Source organism: Methanosarcina baltica (genome assembly GCF_055394095.1).
Window position 1 is genome coordinate 1,220,153 of sequence record NZ_AP042463.1, and the last position, 20,759, is coordinate 1,240,911.

Annotated in this window: 14 protein-coding genes; 5 read left to right on the forward strand and 9 right to left on the reverse strand. The window is 46.0% G+C overall.

Annotation, left to right across the window (positions count from 1 at the left end; translation table 11 throughout):
* The first annotated feature begins 114 nt into the window (after positions 1–114).
* Positions 115–324 carry a hypothetical protein gene (locus ACZ5QV_RS05325; RefSeq protein WP_464601554.1) on the forward strand — a complete coding sequence of 70 codons (210 nt, stop codon included), beginning with the start codon at positions 115–117 and terminating at the stop codon, positions 322–324.
* On the opposite strand, the gene ACZ5QV_RS05330 is transcribed toward ACZ5QV_RS05325, so the two are convergent.
* A complete protein-coding gene (locus tag ACZ5QV_RS05330) occupies positions 321–1,244 on the reverse strand; it encodes a ribose 1,5-bisphosphate isomerase (protein WP_464601555.1) in 924 nt (307 codons plus the stop codon). The two genes, ACZ5QV_RS05325 and ACZ5QV_RS05330, sit on opposite strands and share 4 nt — an antisense overlap.
* Positions 1,245–1,595: 351 nt before the next feature.
* Here ACZ5QV_RS05330 and ACZ5QV_RS05335 point away from each other — a divergent pair, with 351 nt between their 5' ends.
* A complete protein-coding gene (locus ACZ5QV_RS05335; protein ID WP_464601556.1) occupies positions 1,596–2,042 on the forward strand; it encodes a hypothetical protein in 447 nt (148 codons plus the stop codon).
* 403 nt (positions 2,043–2,445) lie between these two features.
* On the opposite strand, the gene ACZ5QV_RS05340 is transcribed toward ACZ5QV_RS05335, so the two are convergent.
* Positions 2,446–3,234: a helix-turn-helix transcriptional regulator gene (locus ACZ5QV_RS05340; RefSeq protein WP_464601557.1), complete on the reverse strand. Its 789-nt coding sequence runs from the start codon at positions 3,232–3,234 to the stop codon at positions 2,446–2,448.
* Positions 3,235–3,530: 296 nt separating this feature from the next.
* Here ACZ5QV_RS05340 and ACZ5QV_RS05345 point away from each other — a divergent pair, with 296 nt between their 5' ends.
* Positions 3,531–4,094, forward strand: a complete 564-nt coding sequence (locus ACZ5QV_RS05345) for an FmdE family protein (RefSeq protein ID WP_464601558.1) — start codon at positions 3,531–3,533, stop codon at positions 4,092–4,094.
* Positions 4,091–4,519 (forward strand): tRNA (N6-threonylcarbamoyladenosine(37)-N6)-methyltransferase TrmO, encoded by a 429-nt coding sequence (tsaA, locus tag ACZ5QV_RS05350; protein WP_464601559.1) that lies wholly within the window; start codon positions 4,091–4,093, stop codon positions 4,517–4,519. The genes ACZ5QV_RS05345 and tsaA overlap by 4 nt, the downstream gene beginning before the upstream one ends.
* A gap of 144 nt (positions 4,520–4,663) precedes the next feature.
* Here the strand turns inward: tsaA and cobN are convergent, their stop codons facing one another.
* The 6 genes from cobN to ACZ5QV_RS05380 all read right to left on the reverse strand — a co-directional run bounded on the left by cobN (position 4,664) and on the right by ACZ5QV_RS05380 (position 19,165).
* A complete protein-coding gene (gene cobN, locus ACZ5QV_RS05355) occupies positions 4,664–9,955 on the reverse strand; it encodes a cobaltochelatase subunit CobN (RefSeq protein WP_464601560.1) in 5,292 nt (1,763 codons plus the stop codon).
* Between the two features lie 971 nt (positions 9,956–10,926).
* The gene (locus ACZ5QV_RS05360; RefSeq protein WP_464601561.1) at positions 10,927–11,913 is read right to left on the reverse strand and encodes a PGF-pre-PGF domain-containing protein; all 987 of its coding nucleotides are present in this window, start codon (positions 11,911–11,913) and stop codon (positions 10,927–10,929) included.
* Between the two features lie 317 nt (positions 11,914–12,230).
* On the reverse strand, positions 12,231–17,081 hold the full coding sequence (locus tag ACZ5QV_RS05365) for a cobaltochelatase subunit CobN (RefSeq protein WP_464601562.1): 4,851 nt from the start codon (positions 17,079–17,081) through the stop codon (positions 12,231–12,233).
* A gap of 282 nt (positions 17,082–17,363) precedes the next feature.
* A complete protein-coding gene (locus ACZ5QV_RS05370; protein ID WP_464601563.1) occupies positions 17,364–17,771 on the reverse strand; it encodes a DUF2149 domain-containing protein in 408 nt (135 codons plus the stop codon).
* Positions 17,772–17,846: 75 nt separating this feature from the next.
* Positions 17,847–18,491, reverse strand: a complete 645-nt coding sequence (locus ACZ5QV_RS05375) for a MotA/TolQ/ExbB proton channel family protein (RefSeq protein ID WP_464601564.1) — start codon at positions 18,489–18,491, stop codon at positions 17,847–17,849.
* Positions 18,488–19,165, reverse strand: a complete 678-nt coding sequence (locus ACZ5QV_RS05380) for a DUF2162 domain-containing protein (RefSeq protein WP_464601565.1) — start codon at positions 19,163–19,165, stop codon at positions 18,488–18,490. Before ACZ5QV_RS05380 ends, ACZ5QV_RS05375 begins: the two co-directional genes overlap by 4 nt.
* 291 nt (positions 19,166–19,456) lie before the next feature.
* Here ACZ5QV_RS05380 and ACZ5QV_RS05385 point away from each other — a divergent pair, with 291 nt between their 5' ends.
* A complete protein-coding gene (locus ACZ5QV_RS05385; RefSeq protein WP_464601566.1) occupies positions 19,457–19,999 on the forward strand; it encodes an ArsR family transcriptional regulator in 543 nt (180 codons plus the stop codon).
* A 69-nt stretch (positions 20,000–20,068) separates the two neighbouring features.
* Here the strand turns inward: ACZ5QV_RS05385 and ACZ5QV_RS05390 are convergent, their stop codons facing one another.
* Positions 20,069–20,758 carry a fibrillarin-like rRNA/tRNA 2'-O-methyltransferase gene (locus ACZ5QV_RS05390; RefSeq protein WP_464601567.1) on the reverse strand — a complete coding sequence of 230 codons (690 nt, stop codon included), beginning with the start codon at positions 20,756–20,758 and terminating at the stop codon, positions 20,069–20,071.
* Position 20,759 lies beyond the last annotated feature (1 nt).

The window sequence follows — 20,759 nt, forward strand, 5'->3', positions numbered from 1 at the left end:
ACGTATATAAAGATATTTCTTCAAAAAACAGATACAATAGGCTTTTTAAATGTAATTTAGAACTTAGGCCTTACAAATATTTTTTTTAACGGATCTTCCTTGCCACTGATTTTTGTGGCAAATCAAGGCAAAAATAGCTCTTCTTTGAAAGCTGAGTCAAAGACGCGAGACTCCGTTGTCAGAGTGTTCAAAACCCTGAGTGAAAAGGGGCAGACCATTATTGTGGTCACCCACGACCCGGATGTGGCTAAGGAGTGTTCGAGGGTGCTCAGGATCGTGGACGGGACGATTTCGGATAGGAAAGATTTCAGACAGGAAATTTAAATTTCTCCGAGTTCCCAGCCCAGGTGCTCTTTTATGATGATATAGGCCATTGCGGGATGTATGATCCCTGCGTCGGTTACTATCATGTCGATGTACCTGGCAGGGGTAAAGTCAAAGGCCGGGTTTTTTACGCCAACATGGGGAAGCCCCGCCAGGATTTTAGGATCTATTACTTCTTCTACGGCCCTTTCTTCGATTTCTATGGGGTTTCCTATGATGGTATTCGGGCTGAACTTATAAGTCTCGGCCGCTACCATGAAACTTTTTCGGGCCTCGTGGGCGGCAAGGGCGAGCTGGGAGGTCCCGATCTTGTTTACGAGAGCCCCGTTTGCGGCTATGGCATCGGCCCCAACAACTACCCGGTCAACCTTTTTCATGTGGTAGCGTACGGCCGAGTCCACAATAAGGTCTGTGGGGATTCCAAAGTCGTTCAGGTGCTTGATGGTAAGAAGGCCCTGCCGGCGGGGGCGGCTTTCGGTTGCGAGGACTTTTATGTCTTTTCCGTCCTTAAAGGCCGTTGTGATGATGGCAAGGGCAGCGTTTGAGTTGCAGTGCGTCATGATGACGTCCCCGTCCATCAGGCGCCTGGCCCCGATTATTCCTATCCTTTCAAGAGCCAGGTCGGCGTTTTCGATAAAGCGAGAGGCGCTTTCAATGACCTCGCCCCTGGCCTCTTCCACGGACTCCGAACTGTGACGGGTCGAGAGCTTGACGGCGTTCGGGAGGGAGACTGCCGTCGGCCGGGTGCTGATCAGGAGTTGAGCTACATTTTCAATTTTTTCGTTAAACTCTTCGATGTTGCCGGCCTTCAGGTTTTCGGCATAGTCTCTGATGGCTCCAGCTACGGCTTTTGCGATTCTTCCCGCACCCCGGATTTCCATTGTCCGGATCTTTTCTGCGGTTTCCTGGACTTGTTTCATGAAATAAGATTGAAAAGATTCCGATTTATAGCTATCCTCGGGGAAAAAAGACCTGGAAGAGAAAAAGATATGTGAGAGACAAAAAAAATTATATCCGCTCAATTTTATTCTTTATGATGTATGTGTTTTCTAATCTTTTACTCCAACCCATAATGTAGTACCTTTTTTAATAAAAGTATTAATATATTTTAATGATATATTTAATACTAGTAAAATAGATATACAAAAAATTGTATAGTTAGTGATAATACTTCATGTTTTTATTTAGTGAAATTCTGAAAAATCATAGATAGTTGCTATAAAAACAATTTATATTTGGAATATTAAAAAAATAGAAAAGAGGGAGTAATTATGGTTTCGTTGGAAGAAATTATGAAAGAGGCAGCAGCCAAATTAGGAAAAGTAAAATTTGAAGGGCTTATGTTAAAAGAAGCCCGAATAAAAAATGGGGCAGGAAATTCACCAGAAGAGGTTCTGGGCTGGGACTATGTATGCAAAACTGATGATGGAGTTTGCTACAGCTTCTATGCGGCTCAATATCCATTATTCGGCATGACACAACCGGTACCAATACACTGCCCCCTTGGAATAAAGGCTTTTGACTCCTATAAAGTTGACTTCAAAAAAGCAATTGGGATCATGGATACGATGAAATGTGGAGATACCTTTGTAGCCATGGCACTCTCCTTGCCACTGACGCCTGAATGCACGGAACCATACTGGCACATCAGAACCACAATTGGAACTGATATTTCCATAGGAGCCAACAGCGGCAAATCCATTTGCAACAAGAAATAAGGGTTTCCAGAAAATCTGTATGTGTTGGTGAGTTAAAATTTATTTAATGGGGGAATCTTGGAAGCTGCAAGAAGCCGGGGAAAAAGTCGAAAATCCGAGACACTTTAAAAACTCAGAACAACGTCTTAATTCTCCAGAGAAGGATAAACAACAAAGAAAAACGATCACAAAACCATAAAAAAGCACTAAAACAACTTGCCAGACAGCACGAAAAGATAGCCAACCAGAGACGAGATTTCCAGCATAAACTAAAAGGATCATATTCCAAATATGAAATAAAACCATCAACCATTATATAGTAGGTTGTGGAGGTGAAAAATGAGCACATCCTCCGTGTTTGGGAAAAATGTAGAGAAATCTTGTTCTTATGGTTTTCAGTAATCCAACCCCACAACCCAATTTTTCAGATTTCCGTTATTTCATAAGATATTAAACGGAAATGTTCAAAGAGCTCTTCTCCCCATTTAAGGCCCCCGGATCCGGAACTGAGCACTTTTTTTCTGTGGTCAAAGATGCCGGCAGGGTAAAAAAGGGAAAGAGACAAAAAATGGTCCGTTAGCATGGATGCCAGCTGTATTTCTTTTTTACAAATGTAAAAGCGGGTGTTATCGAACTTAAGAAACTTTTCAAGCTGGGGGGCATACTCGTCCCGTACCCTTTCAAAAATAGCTTCGGTAACGATAAGCGAGACCTCGGCCCCTTTTTCCGCAAACCCCAGAAACATCTCAGGATAAAAGGGATGAAAAACGGAAGTAAGTCCTTTTATCGAAGAGGATTTATCCAGCTCTTCCACAAACTCTCTATGAGGTTCAAAAAAATGCGCATTGTCCAGCGTTCTGGAGAAAGTGCAGGGTTCCAGTTCATGAATAGTTTCCAGGAGATGGAGCGGGATAGCTTCGAGTAAATGTCCCTTCCAGTAATCAGGATTAGTTGAAAACAGGCGCATGGCCCCGATCACAGGCTCTATTCTTCCGGCAATGGCCTCTCCGAGAGGAGAAAGCCTGCATATATCGTCTTCCCGGACCAGGAGTTTTTTGTCCTTTAATTTTTTGATCTGAGGCAGGATGGCGACCTGATTGATCTCAAGAACGGCCATGAGCTCTTCAAGGCTTTTGGGCCCGTCTTTGAGGAGTAAAAGAAGCCCGGTTCGTTTTTCGGAAAGGAAAATCAACTCAAGTAGTGAACTGTTCATTTCGGGCCTTTTTTTTGAATCCGTATTTATATATAGCTTTCGAAAATTTCAATTACCTACCCTGATTTTCCAGAAAGCCGGAAAAAAAATGTTGGGCTGCACAGGGGAAACTCTGAAAATACGATAAGGGTAACATTCCTTAATAAGATCAGACCTGTTTTTGGTAACATGAAGTATAACAAAATTTATAAATAGTATTCCATAAGATACAATTGTTTATTATCATTTACTATCTTACTGCACATATATTTAAAAATTATTTATAAGGAGCTGAAAACCTGGACTTTAAAAAAGCTGTGGAATTTCATGGGCATGTTTGCCCTGGCATCTCGATCGGGTACAGAGTTGCAAAACTTGCGGAAGAGCGCTTCGGGGAACGGGCCGGAGACGAGGAACTTGTAGCGGTCATTGAAAATAAATCATGTTCTGCAGACGCAATCCAGGTGATCAACGGCTGCACCTTCGGAAAGGGGAACCTGGTCTTCAAGGATCACGGGAAACACATCTACACCTTCTTCAAAAGGGGAGACGAAAAGGCCCTGAGGATATCCATGAAACCCACGGCTTTTCCGACGGACCCCCGGCACACGGCCCTTTTTGCAAAACTCAGAGCAGGAACCGCAAGCCCTGAAGAAGCAAAAGAGTTCCGCACCCTCCACGAAGAAAAAAGCCAGAGTATTCTGGACATGCCCAAAGAAGAGCTTTTCTGGGTAAAAGAAATAGAAATTGAGCCCCCCGAAAAAGCAATAATTTACCCGACCCTTATTTGCAGCGAATGCGGAGAAGGCTTCATGGAACCCCTTGGCCGGATCAAAGCCGGAAAGATAGTCTGTATCCCCTGCTACGAGGAAAAGGAATGACCGAAAACGGAACGGATGAAAAAATCGAAATGATCCCCATAGGCTACGTGGAAAACGACTATCTTGAGCCGGTTTACAGTGAAAAGGTCTATCAGGCAGTCTCGAAAATCATCCTCAAAGAAGAATTTATAGATGGCCTCTTTCGTATAGAGGACTTTGAAAAGCTCCATATCCTCTTCAACTTCAGCAAATCAAAAAACTACGAATTGATCCACCGGCGCAGGTACGACGGAGAAATGGCCGGCCTCTTCGCCTCCCGAACCCCTCACAGGCCAAACGGGATAGGGCTTACCATTGTCGAGCTTTTGAAGGTCGAAGGCAATGTGCTCCATGTAAAAGGCCTGGACGCAATCAACGGGACCCCTGTGCTTGACATAAAGCCTTACATCAAGAAGATAGAGGAAAGAACTGAGAAAAAAGATTGAAACGAAGGACTGAAAAGGAAAAAATGAGCTGAAAAGGGATTTATCCACACTTTAGACCCTTTTTAAACTCATTTTTAATTTTTCTAAATTCTTTTTAATTTATCTAAATTCTTTTTATTTGTTTTTCAAAGTGTCTTATTTTCTTCAAAACTTCCTTCTTCTTAAACCAAGGAAAACCGCCCCGAGGGCCGAAACCACAAAAAGTGTACCTACAATATCAGACCCGGAAAAGGACATGCTTCCCCCTTCTTCGGCCTGGTCCGTATTCTCTTTCTGCATCTCGTAACCTTCAACGTAGTCAGGCTGAGACTCTGACGGCTGGGTCTTGTGAACAGGATCCGAAGCTTCCTGGCCATACCCTGCGTCAGCCTGCTCAAAAGAACTGCTCTGGTTGCTTTCGATCTGAGGCTCCACAGCATTCTTATTCGAACTACTGTGGGAGCTCTTGCTGCTTGTAACGGTCTTCGTGGTTGCCTCTTTTATTGCTTCACTGAAACCGGGAACCGAGACCAGGCCTTCCACATAACTGTTAAGGAGAGGGTTTCCACAGGTGTGGTGGCAGCAGGTGACCCCATCGTGTACAACAGACTCGGCATATTCTGTGGCAAGGTTTCTGAGGACTTCATCCGAGGCATCCCAGTTGTCCTTGCGAGCAGTTTCCAGCATCCGGGCGGTCATAGACTGGTAAGCATAGTGATTTTCTGATTTGAGCCATTTTCCGAGATCGGAATCTCCAGAGTAAGTCCCATACACCTGGTTCCAGACATCATCACTGATGAGGTCAGGGTTAGTGGCTTCCCAGCCCCAGAGGTTTTCAATGAAATCTGACATCTGACCCGCGCCTTCAAAACCACTTTCCTTCATACCTTTGATCCATTTCGGGTTAAGATACCGGGTGGTAATTTCCCTTGTGAGGTAAGCACTCAGGGTTTCTACTTCTTCAGCCCCCGGGTTCTGAAGGTTTGTGATGTAAGAATCGGGATCAATGTTGGAAATATACTTTACTGCAAGGTTCAGGCCTCCAAGATACTGATAGAAGTCATTGGTATCCAGAGCCCCGTAGGTACTGGAACTCCGACTATGGACTGTAACCCTGATGTCTTCCAGATTATCCTCAAAAACATCAGTATTTTCAAGAGAGCTTCCATCGACCTGGAACTGCTCAACAATTTCAGCCGCACTTTCGCCCCAGACATATTCACCATAGGCGTTGCTCATCCGGTCTATGTAGAGGTCGGCAAGTTCACTGTTGTTTTCCCAGGTATTGCTTGCGGAAACCGCGTTTGCCATTCCGGTCCCGTAAGACCCGTCAGCAGGCCCAAAGACCCTGAGAAGAGCTATGGTCATTGAAGCGGTCTCGTTCTGTAAGGAGGTATTCAGACCCAAGAACATGTCATTTGTGTTTTCCCGCACATAATTTGTGTTTTCAACCGGGTTATAGGGGATGTATTCGGGAGTGGGTCTCTCGTCATCTTCCCCATACTGCTTATCCGGGGCGTTGTACGCAAGGTAGACCGCCTTATCGAGCAGTTTGACCTTATGTGGGAAGGTGTCCCTGTAAAGCCCGGAAATCTGCACAAGCACGTCAATGCGGGGCCTGTTAAGTTCCGAAGAATTGATCAATTCAACGTCTTCGACTTCTCCTCCATCCTCATCCCAGACCGGTTTGACCCCGAGCAGGTAAAGAATTTCAGCCTCCATTACACCCTCGTGCCGGGTGGATTCTCCGGCCCAGAGGATTAAACCGATTTTCTTCGGGTATTCTCCGTCGTGTTCGACCTTGTAGGCTTCAATTGTCTGGTTGACCATATCCTTTCCAAGTTTCCAGGCCTGCTTTGTGGGGATCAGCTGTTCATCAAAAGCATAGAAATTTCGGCCTGAGGGAAGAGCGTCCGGCCGAAGGACAGGATCTCCTCCGAGGTTTGCCTCGATATATTTGCCATCAAGGGCCTTGAGGATCTGCTGAATCTCGTTTTTGCTTTCTCCAAGTTTTTCCGCGTATTCCTGAGCTGTGACCAGGTAATCGCTTACCTTTCCGGAACTGTTCCCGAGGACCTGCTGCTGAGCATCCGTGATGTTCTCATTTTGAAGCAAAACAAGGTCAAGGAGTTCAAGTGGAGCGACTTCGGGAGCAGTATCGTTGGCTCTTGAATTATTAAGAGCAGCTACCTCTTCAGTGAAGCCAGAGCCCAGCATTGAGTAAACCATCTGAGTAAGTTCTTCTCCTTCGGGAGAGGTCCCAAGGATGTGAAGCCCGTAAGGCATGGAAGTGGTCCTGAGTTCCCGGAGGATGTCTTCAAGCCCATCAAGGAATTCATCTTCGGTTTCGTTGCTTTCGGAGAGACTTACGTTGACCGATTCATCCAGATTGAGCTCCAGAGTCAGCTCAACTATTTCCTGCATGCGCATCTCTTTCAGATCGGATTCGATAGGCAGGGTTAGGTACTGGGAAATCTTAGAACTTAGTTCACTGTAGTTCCCGTAACTTTCGGAAAGTACGACCGGGGGAATCAGGTGGTCTATGATCACGGCGTTTCCTCTACGTTTGGCCTGCATTCCTTCCCCCATGCCGTCCATGACATAAGGGTAAATTACCGGGATGTCCCCGTTCATGATTGCGGGCCATTCGTCTCTGAAAAGTCCGAACTCCTTTCCGGGTAGCCATTCCACAGTTCCGTGCCGGCCCATGTTCACGATTGCGTCGGCTCCGTACTCATTCTGGAGCCAGAGATAGAAGGCTATGTACTGGTGGTGCGGGGGAAGTTCCGTGGAGTGATAGAGCACTTCACTGTCCTGGAGCCAGCCTCTTGTCGGCTGGGGGACAAGGATAACATTCTCACTTAGCTCAACCTTCGGAATAACAAGGAATCTATCTCCGGAAGCGTCTTCATAGACCATTATTTCGCCGGGAGCCGGGCCCCACATTTCAATTACTTCTTCCTTGCGGACTTCAGGCAGAGCCTCAAACCAGGTCAGATAGGTGGATTCGGGGAGAAGTTCGGCTTTTCCCGAATTAACAAGATTTTCAAGTTCTCCGGGAGCCCAGGTTCCTATGTTTGTGCCCTGTTTAACCATCAAGTCCGTTAATTCGGATTGGTTCGGGATCAAAGTCTCGTTTACGTCATAGTCAGCATCTGCCATTCCTTTCAGGAGGTTTCGTATACTCGGGATGACCTCAAGGTAAGACGCTCCGATGCTGTCTTTCCCACAACCATGACTGTAGTAGATGATTGCGATTTTTTTATCCGCTTCGTCCTTGCTTGAAAGTTCTGTCTGAGCAACCGCTCGATCAACAAGCCAGTCAACCTGTCCGGAAACAGGGACATACATCTCCGTACCTGTTTCAGGGTCGATTTCTTCAGAAGCGATCATCATCGGGTCGATCCAGCCCCAGGTTTCGGGCCTGTACATCCTGATCATGTAGGTGCTTGTTAAGGGGTCACTGGACTCCTGCCACTCGGTAAGGTTCATGTACCCGTTGAGAAGGCAGTTGATTACAGGAACTCCCAGTTTATCCACACTGAAATACTGGCTGCGGTAGGTTGGGGAAATTATAAGGTCCACTTTTGTAGAGTCACTGTAATTCAGGTATCCGTCAACGAATTCCTTGCTGGATCCATAGCAGGGTATAACGTTCACGTTTCTGGACTCGAACTCCTCTATAAGAGCATCAAAGGGCTGCATGTCCTGGGGATAATAAGAAAGATAGAAAAGTATCCCTACGGTGGGAACATTCGGATCGAAAGAGTGCTCAGTTTCGTTTCTACTGGTGTACCACTCAAAGTATTCAGTTATATTGGACGTGAAACAGGAGTTGTCAGAGGACCTTTCAGTCAGACCAGGGTGATAAATGGCACTAGGAGCCCCCTCCGGAGCCAGGAACTCAAGGTCATCCCGGCCATAATACTTTTGAGACAGGTAGAAAATCATGTTATCAAAGTTTGAATCATCCGTGGCCCCGTAGATCCAGTAATCCTGAAGGTAGGCCTTGAAATCCTCCACATCCGTAAAGGGAGTGGGGAGCGAAGACTCGTTTACACTTTCATTCAAATAGTGGTTATACCCGACAACAACCGCCCCGTTTGCTATCGCTTCATTGACCGTGGCTTCAAGTTTTCCGGCACTGTCGGTAAACATGTTAATATAAATTATATCCATGTTACTGAGGTCAACATCTTCCCCACTTGTGGCAGGGAGGTAATAGGAAAACGTCATATTAAGGGAGGAGTTGTTGTTGATCCTCTCAGCCAGGTTCTTTAATTTAAGATCGTAATTTGCGTATCCCGTTATTATGGAAATGTTGAGATGAGGTGCATTTGAAAGCGGGACTGATCCAGAGGCCTTTTTAAGAAGAACAAGGTCGGTTCCGACCTTTGCAGAACCACTTTTACTCAGGGTCCAGCCGGAGACGGTGGTCCTGTTAAGGTAAGAAAGAATAGAGCTGTGGTCGATTTCCTCGTGTTTTTTCATGGTATAGTTAACAAACACAGGCTGCCCATTTTCTATTGAAAATTCACTGACATTGGTTAGCCACATCCCACCCATGGCGGGGCTATGGATTACGGAAGAGAGCTGGTATTCCCCGTTGGGGATGTCCATGAAAAGATAAGAACCGGCTGCGTCACTTGTGGTGTTGGCAATGAACTCACCATCCGGTGTGGTAAGGACAAGGTCGGTACCGACCTTTGCAGAGCCGCTCTTACTCAGGGTCCAGCCGGAGACAGTGGTTCTGTTAAGGTAAGAAAGGATAGCATTATGATCGATATCTTCATGCAATCTCATGGTATAGTTAACAAACACAGGCTGCCCATCTTCTATTGAAAATTCACTGACATTGGTTAGCCACATCCCACCCATGGCAGTGCTGTGGATTACGGAAGAAAGTTTGTATCCCCCATTAGGAATATCTGTGAAAAGATAAGAACCGGCTGCGTCACTTGTGGTGTTGGCAATGAACTCGCCTTCCGGAGTGGTAAGGACAAGGTCTGCTCCGACCTTTGCAGAACCGCTCTTACTCAGGGTCCAGCCAGATACGGTGGTCCTGTTAAGGTAAGAAAGAATGGCGGAGTGGTCGATTTCCTCGTGTTTTTTCATGGTATAGTTAACAACCACAGGCTGCCTGTTTTCGACAACAAATTCACTTTCATTGGTTAGCCACATTCCACCCATGGCAGTGCTGTGGATTACGGAAGAAAGTATGTATCCCCCATTTGGAACATCGGTAAAAAGGTACTCACCATTTTCATTACTGGTAGTATTGGAAAAAAATTCGAATATATATTCGGATGTATAGTTCTGGTTTTCTTCCGGGTCTTGTGATCCTGTATCGTTCTTATCAGAATCCCCAGAATCTCTGGAATCCCCGGAATCCGATAGGTGGGGAACAGCTACAAATCCACTTCCTGACTTATTCTGAAGTAAAACAACAATGCTCATTTTTGGATGATCTAGATTCTTAACGTAGGAAATCCCCGAAACGGAAAAACCCGGACCAGAGGAGCCTGAATAAGAGGAATTATTCAATAAGTCCTGAACCCAGTAATGATCAATATTATTACTGCTGTTTATCTGCAGGTTCTGATCAATTAGATTCTTATTCACCGTAATATTTAGTGAGGCAGAGTACCATCTATTATAAGAATCAGAATAATTCGTTGTGACAATGGTATAGTTTCCATTGGAAAGATTGGAAAAAATATAATACCCATTCTCGTCACAGGTTGTATTTGCAACCAGTTCACAATCTACACCTTCGGCTGATGCAGCCTGAACTGTCGAAACCAGCAGCATAAGCAGTAAAAACATCAATCCTAAAACTTTAGCGGGTTGCACAGGATTTTTTAATTTATTATTTCGAATTATTTCCATTGTATCTCCTCGTGAAAAATCGAAATATGTAAGCCCTGGTGGGGGTTGAACACCAGGTTAAAGATTGCAAAGAAACGAGAATTTCAGGTCGAAACTTCTTTTTGAATAAGATTCCCGGAAATGGGAAAATATCGGGAAGATGCAACTCTGAAAAGATAGGATTCCAATAATTGAACACAAGTTTACTTTCTATAAGTTGAGTAAATGCCGGTAACTGTCAATAAATAATATACTGAGGAGCCGGCCATGAGGCGGATCTTGTTTATATATAAGAGGTGGTTTCACATTTTTCATAAAAAGAGTCTCCACTTAAGGGACAACTCAAGTTGAGTTTATTTAGCATATAAGCCCTATTTTTTGGCTAACGGTTGTTACCCAAAAAGATAACAAACTGTCAAAAAAGCTGGAACAAAATGAGACTTCGCCATAAAAAATAATACCCACTTAATCACAAAAAAATGTAAGTAAAAAAGAATAGGTGAATCTTCCTTCACCCCTGCTCATCAAAAACAATCCTTATACAGTTCATTGGAAACTCTTTATAGGAACTTTTTTCTCCTTAGCAGGACGGCTGATACCGCAATTCCTGCTCCTGCAAGAATCGAACAGAAGCCGGGACTGCTTTCAGTTTCCTCTTCCCCTTCATTTTCACTTTTGACAGAAGCTTTACTTTGTGTGTTTTTGGAATCTGTTTCATCAGTAGCTGAAACTTTGGTTTCGGAGTATCCTATTTTCTGTCCCGTAACGGCAAAAGGAGAAAAACCCGGGGTTTCGGCCTTGAAATAAAAGTACCCGTCGTCTTCGCCTTCATTTTCCTCTACCTTTGTGGTTGGAAGGGAACTCCACCTCTCGTCGGCAAAGTGCTGAAGAGTGATTGAAGCCACATCGATGTTGTTTTCTTTGATCCAGGCCTTGCTTACCCTGAAGCCTACAACGGCATTTCCTATGTTTTCCTGAGTTGCAAACCCTCCGTTTCCAACCCAGATATTAAGGTGCTGATAGACTTCCCCTTCAGGTTCGTTTGGGGTCAGTGTAGACTGCCCTTTCAGCTCTTCAACAATGGTGCTTATTTTTCCGGCACTCTTTTTAGCGTCAAATTCCACGTAGTCGACTGATGTGGCTCCCTGTGTAAAAGCGAACCTTACCCGGTTCCCGTTTACAACAAACTGCTGGGCAAGTTCCTTTGACTCAACGTTGCTTGCAGGTTCAGGAGAGCCGCCTCCACCACCCCCACCGCTGGAAGAACCGCCTGAGGAACCACCGTTGTTGGAATTTGAGGTGACTAAATCTATGTGAACCGGAACCCTGAGCCCGGCCATCACCTCAGTTCCGGAAGTTGGCACAACCAGGACTTTACAGTCCACATCGGCTTTAGCAGAGGAAGAGACAGTTAGTGTTACTTTAACCTCTTTGTTTTCCCCGGCCCGGAGGCTGAGAAAAGACGGAGATATGGAGAACCAGCTCTCATATGCATCAATATCGATAGAGATAGTATAGCTTGCAAGCTCGCTACCGGTATTAATCACATATAGCGATTGTTCTTCCTGAGCCCCGGGCTTAAGCTCGAAACTCAGTTTTCCGGGACTTACCCCGACTCCAATCTCTGCTGCCGAAGCAACCTAGACCGATATAAAAAAAATGGTCATGAATATTGCAATTCTTTTGAACATTTTAGAAACCTCAACACGTTATAATGAATAAATAAAAATTGACAGATGACTCGTGTTTTTTGTTTCCTGGTATTCAATAAAATGAACTTCATAGTCTAAAAGGAGAAAGGAATATAAAAACAGGAAGAAGGCACGAAAGAGAAAAATGGTTGTGCCTTTCTCCCGAAAAGTCATCAAAACTTCTTCTTCCTTAACCCGAAATAGATACCTCCCACTGATGCAAGTACAAACAAAGTGCCTATAATGTCAGACCCTGAGAAAGACATCGGACTTCCTGCCTCCGAACTATCAGCTGCCTCTTTCTGCATTTCGTAGCCTTGCACATAAGGATCGGCTTTAGCTTCAGAGGATGAAGGGCTTTCCAGAGCCTCGGGGGTATTTGTTCCGTATCCAGCTTCAGTTTCCTGAGCAGTTGTCTGGTTCGCATTCTTTACCACCGGGGTAGAACTGCCCCTGTCACCATTGCTACTACTCGTACGGGGGGAAGGGGTAGAGATAGTCTCCTGGGACCCGGTTGCTTCAGTGATCTTTTTGTTGTATGCGTCCTGAAGCTCCTGACTGACTCCCGCAACAGACATCAGGCCCTGCACGTAAGCACGAAGTGAAGGGTTTCCACAGGTGTGGTGACAGCAGGTTACTCCGTCCTCTACCACTGACTTCATATAATCGGAAATCAGCTGGTTTCTTATCTCGGTATTATCCCAGTAACCTTTACGCATGGTTTCCAGCATCCTGGCTTCTATTGACTGCATGGCGTAAGGGTTGTTCTCCTCAAACCATTCTTGCATGTCAGGATCGTTTATGTACGCTTCATAGACCATTTCCCAGTCACTGTCATCCACAAGGTCCGGGTCGCAGACCTCCCAGCCCCAGAGGTTATTAACAAACTCGGACATCATCTTGCCTCCGGCGTACCCGGATTCCTTCATGCCTCTGATCCACTGCTCATTGAGGTACCTCGACCGCAGGTTCTTTTTCAGGTACTCGTCCATCGAAACCATCCCGCAGTTTTCCGCATCCGAGCTCCGGGTATCGGAGACGTACATCTCCGGAGTTTCCCCTGAGAGGTATCTGGTTACAAGGTTCATGCCTCCGAAATACTGGAAAAAGTCATCATTGTCCAGGGTATCGTAAAGGTTTGAAGAATCCGAGTGGACAGACGCATCCACAGTCTTGAGATTTCCTTCCAGCAGGTCCCGACAATCCATGCCCCAGATATCTGTCCCATAGGCATAACCCATTTTATCGAGGTAAAGCTCTGCAATCGTTTCCTCATATTTCCAGGTCCCGCTGGCCCCAATGGCATTGGCAACCCCAATTTCATAGGTCCCGTCCATGACCGCAAAACAGCGTATTGTGGAAAGTTTTCTGGCAGTATCACTGTCATAGGTCCTGTTCAGAGCTATATAAATTGCCTGGGAATTAATATAAACATAGTTTGTATAGTTGGTATCCGGAACGGTGGATTCATTGGCAGCAAGCCTGACAGCCTCATCGACCATTTTAATCTTATCCGGGAAAGCATCCCTCATCCCTGCGGTCGCATAAACAATATCGATCCTGGGCCTGCCGATAAGGGATTCGTTTCTCAGGAGCGAACCTGCAGGCAGGAGGGCATACATCTCGGACTCATTCATGACCGCAAGCCCGTTAACCTGCTTGCTTTCATCATCCCAGGTAGGCCTTATCCCAAGCAGGTAAAGCACTTCGGCTTCAAGAGTTCCGTGGTCTCTTATGAACTCCACCCCGAACCTTGAAAACGAAACTTTTTGCGGATATTCTCCGTATTTTCCGTAATAGTCCTCAAGCAGGGAATTCGTCATGGCAATCCCCAGTTCCCAGGCAGCTTCCGAGGGGTAAAGCCTCGAGTCCACCCCGTAGAAGTTACACCCTGTAGGAATCGAATCCGGGTTCTGGATCGGGTCCCGGCCTGACTTCGGAGGGATGTAGCCGCCTTCAAGGGCTGAGAGCAAATGGTCCATTTCCTGAGTACACTGTCTGAGCCGGTCTCTGTATTCGAGCCCGGTCTCAAGGGCAAGGGTAACAGAATTTTCGCTGCTTCCGTAAACCAGGACCTGGGCTGCGTCAGGGCCGGTATTGTTGCTTACCACTTCCCAGACAAGCCTGTCCATCCTGGTATCATCCGAGGGAATCCCGAGCGGGTATTCCGTTACATTGGAATAAAAGGCAGTTTCCACATCTTCTTCAAAGCCACTTCCCAGCATCGCCCTTACCATCAGGCTCATCTCGTCCCTGTGCAGGTCCAGAACCCTGTCTTTGTATTCAAGCCCCTGTTTCAGGTCGATGTTAACAGAACTGTTATTAAAACCATAGATTGCGTCCTGAGCGTCCCGATACTTTGTACCGTTGTAGATGACATCCCTGACCAGGGCAGCTACCTTCGTATCGTCATCAGGAATACCGGTGGGGTAGAGGCTTGCGTTGGAATAAAAAGCAGAGCTGACATTCGCTTCAAAGGAAGTGCCCAGAATTGACCTTATAAGTGATGGAAGGTCTTCCAGTTCGGGTTCAAAGATCCTGTCCCTGTAAGCTTTTCCGGATTCAAGGTCCTGGGTTACGGAATCGTAACTTGAACCGTAAATATTGTTCTGGGCCTGTACCGGATCTGTCCCGTTGATTACAACTTCCCCTATCATCCGGTCTACCTCCGTATCCCCTTCCGGGATGCCTTCCAGAGAGCCGGAATAGAAGGCAGCTGTTACATTTGCCTCAAAGGAAGTACCCATTGCCGCCCTGACCAGGGAAACAAGTTCATTTCTAACGATCTCAAGGTTCTTTTCAGGAGGAACCTCTCCGAACACATGCATACCGTAAGGAATATTTTCTTCGGAAATTTCTTCGAGATATTCATGGAGGACGTTTTTCAAGAAATCATTGAAGACGGTTTCATTGGTCCTCAGTTCTTCGACCATGCTTTCGTTTACATCAAGGTCAACATCGAGATTGAGCTCGAGCATCTCATCGATTATGAGCTGCCGGTATTTTTCCTGCACCTCGGTCCCTTCCATGGCAGGGTCGTAATAGGTCTGGATGTTTCCGGCAAGTCCTGCCATTTCCCCGTGCAGTCCTCCCTTTTCAAGGGTAGGGGTCAGGTGGTCGATTATCAGGGCATTTCCGCGGTATTCCGCAGTAAGGCCTTCCCCTACGTTTGCCACGATATAGGGATAGATGTTCGGGATGTCCCGAAGCAGGAGAGGAGCCCATTCCGCTGTACGGTTCATTCCGTAAGCCTGACCCGGGAGCCACTCATGAGTCCCGTGGGTCCCGAGGTGGATCAGGGCATCGGGCTGCCATTCCTCGTTCAGGTTCAACCAGAGGTAGAAAGCGATGTACTGGTGCGGGGGTGGGAGTATGTTGCTGTGATACATGGCATTATCATTCTGCATGAAACCCCTGGCAGGCTGAGGCATTAACCAGACGTTTCCGCAGCGGACAGCCGGAAGCACGAGATATTGCCCACTTTCGTTTTCCCAGATCATGTGGCTTTTGTTTGAAGGCACATTCCCTTCCCAAGGAGCGCCCCATTCCGCAATGGTTGCGTTCCGGAGGACTTCGGGAATTTCAGCCTCAAACCACTGCCTGTAGGTCTCCATTGGCAGGAGTACCATGTCTCCACTTTCAATTCCGTCCTGAACCATGACCTCAAGTTCTCCGGGAGCCCAGTTTCCTACATTCCTGCCCCGGCTCTGAATTCTGTCCAGAAGTTCCGTTGTGTTTGCCGGGATATTCTCGATGTCATAGTTCCTTTCGCTTTCATTCATATTTTGAAGTATGGAAACCATGCTCGAGATAGAGTTAAGGTAGCTTGCCCCTACGTTGTCTTTTCCGGGAGGGTAGTTGTAATAGATAACTGCAACGTTTTTTTCATTGTTATCTTTGAGTTTCAGTTCAGCCCAGTTTATCGAGCGGTTTGCAATCCAGTCAATCTGGGAGGGGATTGGCTCATATATGTACTCGTTCCAGGAAATCTGTATGTTCTTTCCGACCACGATGTACTCAAAAATTCCGTCTCTATCCGGGGCCATGGTCTTTCGGGCGACCTCTTCGGTTGGAATCCCCCGGTTAGCATCAGCGGGATCTTCGGATTCCGAGGCCACAATGCCTTTCAGGACTGCCACATCCAGGTGTTCCAGTTCCTCGATTCCACGGGAGTAGTTGTCATAATTAAGCGCAAAACTCTTGAGAGAAATCGCAGACTGGACAAGAGGTACACCGCTTTCGTCACAGTAAAAATCGGTGATATTGTTAAACGTATCAAAACCTGCAATCACGTTGCAGTCCTTGCTTTCAAGGTCCCTGATAAGTGCGTCCACGACCCCGGTATTCCCGTCTTTGTAATCACTTTTATGGAACCAGATTCCAATTGTGGGCCGGTCCGGAGCATAGACCCTGTGCTCGCCGTTTGAGCTGTTGCCGTACCATTCAAGGTATTCGCTGTTGTTGTCGAACCAGTATTTATTGACAGGAGAATCCGGATGGTAAAGCCCGGCAGGCAGGATTATGGGGGGCTCATATTCCCAGTCATTCGTAAGGGCCATTTTGCTTGAGAAATTTTTGGCAAGGTAAGTCAGGAAGTTCCGGGAGTTTTCTTTGAGAAACTCCTCCTTTACCCCCATATTGTAAAAGTACTTCTCGACCGTACTTCCGTCTTCATCCCCGGGGTAAACATAATCATAGTCAGAGATGTTGAATTTGTCCCCGGGAAAAGAAGTAATATCGATGAGTACAGACCCATTCTCCTTTGCCCTGTTGAGGTCATCTCCAATCCCTTCAAAGACTGAACCCCAGAGCATGTAGGTAAATATGATGTCCGGGTTTCCAAGATCGATTTCAGAAAAGTTCGTGTACATTGATTCGTAATAAGTAACACTCAAATTGTCTTTGTAAGTGCTTGTATTCCAGCCCTCCTCAAAGGCATCCTGAGTCCCGTAGCTAATAACTGTTATATTGACGTGGTTTTCATCTGCCGATACCGCTGCCGGTGCAAGCAGCAAAAAAAGCAATGCACTTAATACCAATAAGTTAGGTTTAATTTTACGCATGTTATCCCCATGATAATGTGCTGGCAGGCCCGGGAGAGTTTCCTGGCGGGAGTATCCCGGGATGCCATATCACATATATTTTTATAATTTTTGTAATTTTTAATTGAAAAAGTGGTATATTTTTAGGTTCTATTCGATAAGTATAGAATCGAAATACTGAGGCGCTATTTGAGTTGATTTGAAATCAATTTTAATGGATTTCGCCTTGAAAAAAAAAATATATGGATAATAATATTCAGAAGATTAAGTTTCAGAAAATTTACTTTCGTTTTCTTCGGAACCTTCGGAATTTACAGAATCTTCGGCATCTTCAGGCACGTAGATGACCCGGCCATCAGCCAGTTTATATGCAGTCCCCAGGGCTTCGCCTGTTCCCCCTCCGATATTATCGGTCATGTTAAGGACTTCGATTGGTTTTCCCTCCTCCTTTATAATGATCTTCATATCCTGCTGCCCAGGGTTTTTCACAATGGTGATATCCTCATTCGGGTTCAGGAGTTCGGGGAGGTGGTAGGACATGACGAGGGCTACCAGCAAAGCCACGGAAAAGACCATCGCCACGTCAAAAAGGTTGGCAACCCCGGTAAGGGGACTCTGGTCATCCTGGTCGGAAAGGAGGCCGGTCCGGTGGAAGCGTCTGGTTCTTTTCATTTTTTATTCGCTCCTATTTATTTCACTAAATTTATTCACTTTATTCACTTTACTCACTTCATTCAGATCCAGGCTTCACTTAGCTCCGGCCGCAGCCGGGACTTTGTCTTCGATGGAATCCATGATATAATCGATATCCGACATATCTTCCCAGTACCATCTCCTCCGGACCTGGGTCAGGACGTAGCTGATAGTGCCCGCAAATAGCCCTACTACCGTTGTGGCAAAGGCGATCATCAGGTTGTTTGCAAGGGTTGCGATGTCTCCCTGGGAAAGCCCGATCAGAGCAGGCCCGAGAGGTATGAGGGTTCCCATGAGCCCGAGCATTGGGGCTATGGTAGAGACGATCTTTGTCTGCTCAAGGCGTTTGGCCATTCTGATCTCATATTCCTCGGCAAGTTTTTCGACTGCGGGGAAATGCCTGTCCTCAAGCTTCTCTGCAGCTTCCCCCGCAAAGGAGGTAACCAGGTAGGTTTGCTTTATTCCTCTGAGAGCTCCGGAAGCTTCCGAAAAATTGGAATTTTTGAGAGAATGCTCAATTTTTATGCAGTTCTCTTCCAGGTTATTTGTATCTCTGTGCCGTTTTGAGTATTCGGAGAGAAATTCCCCGATATGAATTAAAGAGAGAAGCACCAGCAGGACCAGGACAATTATCACCGGGTAGAGCAGTGCGGAAGAAAACGTATACATTATCTCAAATAAAGAAGCTGCCATACTCATTGATTAGACCTCACATGTTCCAGGAAAAAGCCTCCGAGGATAACGATCCCGAAGATTAGCAGAGGCATGATCCCTCCGGCATCCCCTTCAAGGGGGGCCAGGTTCAGTTGTTTTGTTTTCATGTAAGCCGGGATAAGCAGGGCTCCAAGCAAGTAGTAGATTCCAAGAAGCAACATGGCGCTTCCCAGGGTTTCCGGGGTTTTGCCCATCTTTTTGAAAAGAAAAGACGAAGCAATCACAGATATAAAAAAAGCCGTTCCCACAAGCAATCCGATTTTCAGCCCTCCGATTTCGAGACTGGAGGCAAGCAACATACAGGAAACCGCAAGTGCCGCCAGACAGACCGGACAGGGCATGGAAATTACAAGAAATGTCTTTCTGGACACGTCATGCCCACTGTTCCACTTTTTCTGAGTATAAATGCCGGCTGCTATCAGGACGAGAGACATGATAACATGGAAATTCATTCCCATAGAGGAAATTCTCTGGAAGTTATCCATATTTACATAATCGACAAAGATCCCGAGAATAAGAGACAGAATAAAATAACTGCTTGCTATCGCAAGAATTTCTTTACGTTTAAGATTTGAAAAGCCGCATCCTACGCCAGTTTTTACACCAAAAATAAGAATCCCAATAAGGACTCCTATAACAACTAATATTGTGCTGTCCATTTTTTCTTCCCTTCAGCACTTAGAGGAATTTAATATAAAAACAGCAGGATTTGGCTAATGATTGTAAGTCATCCGGGTAATATAGAATAAAAAACAAAATCATTTGCCGCTGTGAAATAAAAAAACCCGGATAAAACTCACAGAAAATCCAGAAAGTACATTTTTCTGCCAAAATGTATTTATAGAAAATGACCAGATCAAGTGTACTTGTTTTAAAGTAAACTTGTGTTTTTGTAAAAGAAATTTTAGTTATATGCGAGTGAATACCAATAAATAAAGCACGGTTCTCTTATGCTGGTAAATGTTACGAATCACGGGATGAATGCAAACAGTGGCAAACTCTTCAAAGCGATTTCAAGTGACACAAGACTGTCCATTCTTGAACGCCTGAGCGAAGGAGAGATCCATATCTCCGGCCTGGCAAGGGAACTTGGGATTTCTGTTCCTGTAGTCGCCAAGCATGTTAAAATCCTAGAAGAAGCCGAACTCGTGCAGAGAAAAAAGTTTGGAAACCTCCATATGATAGGGATCAGACTCAACAACGTCTATTCCCTGCTGGACCAGTTTGCGGAAAACAGTACTCTGGAAGTCGAAAAAGGCACAAACCTTCTGGAAGCCTTAAAGATCGTGGCCGCCATCGAGGTTACGAAAGTCGGAGATATGACAAAGGTAATCTCAACGGACGGGGAAGAAGGGCTTTATCTCTACGAGGTAAACGGGAAGTTTCCAGATAAAACCGTGGATGAATTCATTTTTGAGGATGATGCGATTGTAGAATGGAAAAAACTGATCCCGGTTACCAAAAAACGCCTTTTAGTAAACGTTAAAAAGTAAAGAGAGAAAGGTGGAAAAAAAGAAGGATAGAGAAAAAAAGGTGGAAAAAAGAAGGGATAAGAGATCCCCTCATTCCGATACCTTAATTTTCGCAATAAGCCCGAGATGGTCCTCATGGTAAGGGGTAAGCTCGTGGGCATTTAAAACCTCGAACTTCGGTTCAAAAGCCTCTTCTAGTTTTTTGACCTCGTTTTTGAAGACCTGTTTGGGAGGAGCTGCCGTGTCAATGCTTCTCGCTTTTATGGAAAGCATGAGCAGACCATCTTTTTTCAGGAACCGAGCCGCGTTTTTTGCGGCGATTTCCGCCTGATTGGGCTGAGCCACATCCTGGAAGATCACGTCCACAGGCCCCACGAGGTGGGCATAGCTTTCGGGCCTTCCGGCATCTGCCAGGATGGGGTGAATATTTTTCCTGCGGTCGGCAAGCCCCAGAAAGTCCCTCATGCTGCGGGCCGAAAACTCGACCGCGTAGACCGCGCCTTCGGATACGATATCCGAGACGTGGCTGACCGTGGTCCCGGTGGCAGCCCCCAGATAGAGGACCCGGGAGTCTTTCTTCAGAGGAATTTCAAACTTTTTCAGGACCATGGCCCCGAGTTTGCTCCGCCGGGGGTCCCAGGCCCGGTACTCGACTCCCTCCACGAAAAGCAGTTTTTCCCCGTAGACGTTATGGCCAGGGTCCAGGTTTTTAGTGGAAAGCTGCTTCTTGCCCTTTGTAATTTCAAATATTTCGTCGGAAAGTTCTCTGATTTCAGCCATT